The sequence below is a fragment of the Mycolicibacillus koreensis genome (assembly GCF_002104795.1).
GTDB lineage: Bacteria > Actinomycetota > Actinomycetes > Mycobacteriales > Mycobacteriaceae > Mycobacterium > Mycobacterium koreense.
In genome coordinates this window covers 1-1,676 of sequence record NZ_NCXO01000101.1, presented here as the reverse complement: position 1 = coordinate 1,676, position 1,676 = coordinate 1, and the positions used below count along the sequence as shown (strand labels likewise).

The 1,676-nt window shown below is 65.6% G+C and carries 1 protein-coding gene; it reads left to right on the top strand.

The annotated features are described in order from the left end of the window. The first annotated feature begins 122 nt into the window (after nucleotides 1-122). Nucleotides 123-1,517, top strand: a complete 1,395-nt coding sequence (locus B8W67_RS20025; protein ID WP_109561853.1) for an IS1380 family transposase — start codon at nucleotides 123-125, stop codon at nucleotides 1,515-1,517. Nucleotides 1,518-1,676 lie beyond the last annotated feature (159 nt).

Sequence of the window (1,676 nt, the reverse complement as noted above, 5' to 3'; positions counted from 1 at the left end):
AGCCTGGATGCGCCGATGAGGTAGTGGTTCGGGGTGGGGCGTAGCGCCGAAATGCCCTGTCGTGGTGGGAGAATGAGATTTCTTGAGGATCTTATTCGGCCACAACGAAGGGCATCTCGTAGATGCAACTATCTCACACGCGGCCGGTGACGGCGGCTCGTTTCGATGATCCCAATCTGGTGTCGTGCGCTGGGCTGGTCCCGGTAGCAGCCCTGACCCAGCAGTGCGGCCTGGCTACCCTGGCCGATGAACATCTCACGGTGCCGACCGATAAGGGCTCGAACGCCGGGGCGAAAGTGAGCTGCCTGGTCGCCGGGATGGTCGCCGGGGCCGACAGCATCGATGACATGGCCTTGCTACGCCACGGCGCCATGGGCACCGTGTTCGACCGCCCGTATGCCCCCTCGACGTTGGGGTCGTTCCTGCGGGAGTTCACCTTCGGTCATGTCCGCCAACTTGACGCGGTCGCGTCGCGGCTGCTGATAGGGCTGCACGAGCGCACCCCGTTGTTGGCCGGGATCGACGGCCCAGTGCTGGTCGATCTCGACGACACCATCATCGAAGTGCACGGTTATGCCAAACAAGGATCGGGATACGGCTACTCGGGGGTCCGCGGCCTCAACGCACTGCTGGCCACGGTCACCACCGAGGGCGCGGCTCCGGTGATCTGTGGTCAACGCCTGCGTAAGGGTTCGTGTGGGTCCCCACGCGGGGCGGCCCGGATCATCGCCGACACTCTGGCAGGCCTGACACGGCTGCGTTCGCCGCAGGCCACCGCCAAGCCGCTGGTACGGGCGGATTCGGCGTTCTACGGCTATCGCAGCGTGGCTGCAGCGATGCGTGGCGGTGCCGAGGTGTCGATCACGGTGCGCCTGGACCCCGCGGTCAAGACCGCCATCGCCGCCATCGACGAGCAGGCGTGGACGCCCATCGAATACACCGACGCGATCTATGACGACTCCACCGGGCAGTGGGTCTCGCGTGCCGAGGTCGCCGAGATCGGATTCACCGCGTTCACCTCCCGCAAGACCAGTGAGCAAGTGCCGGGCCGGTTGGTGGTGCGCCGCATCCCCGACCTCAACTCCAGCGGCAGTGACGGCCAGCAGAGCTTATTCGACGTGTGGCGTTTCCACGCGTTCTTCACCACCACCGACCTCGACATGATCACCGCTGATAGGACCCACCGCGGGCACGCCATCATCGAACAGGTCCACGCCGACCTGAAAAACTCCGCCCTGGCACACCTGCCCTCGGGGCGGTTCACCGCCAATGCCGCCTGGCTGGTCCTAGCCGCCATCGCGTTCAACCTCACCCGCGCCGCCGCTACCCTCACCGGGCCGGCGCTGGCCAAAGCCCACACCGCCACCATCCGCGCCACCCTGATCACCGTGCCGGCCCGCATCGCCTGCTCAGCCCGACGCCTGACCCTTCACCTACCACGCGACTGGCCCTGGGAATCAGCCTGGAACGCCCTGTTCACCAATCTGTTTCAACGACATCGACCGCTCACCACCTAACGCAGCCGTCCCACCCGTCCCTCGACACGAAAGACCAAAAGGAACAACCCGATACGCCAGGTCGGGCGACCGCCTACGCCCACATCCCGACACACCCCAGTCCCAACGCACACAACGCAATCCGACCTCAGAGCAACCGCTCATCGGTGGATTGAGGCT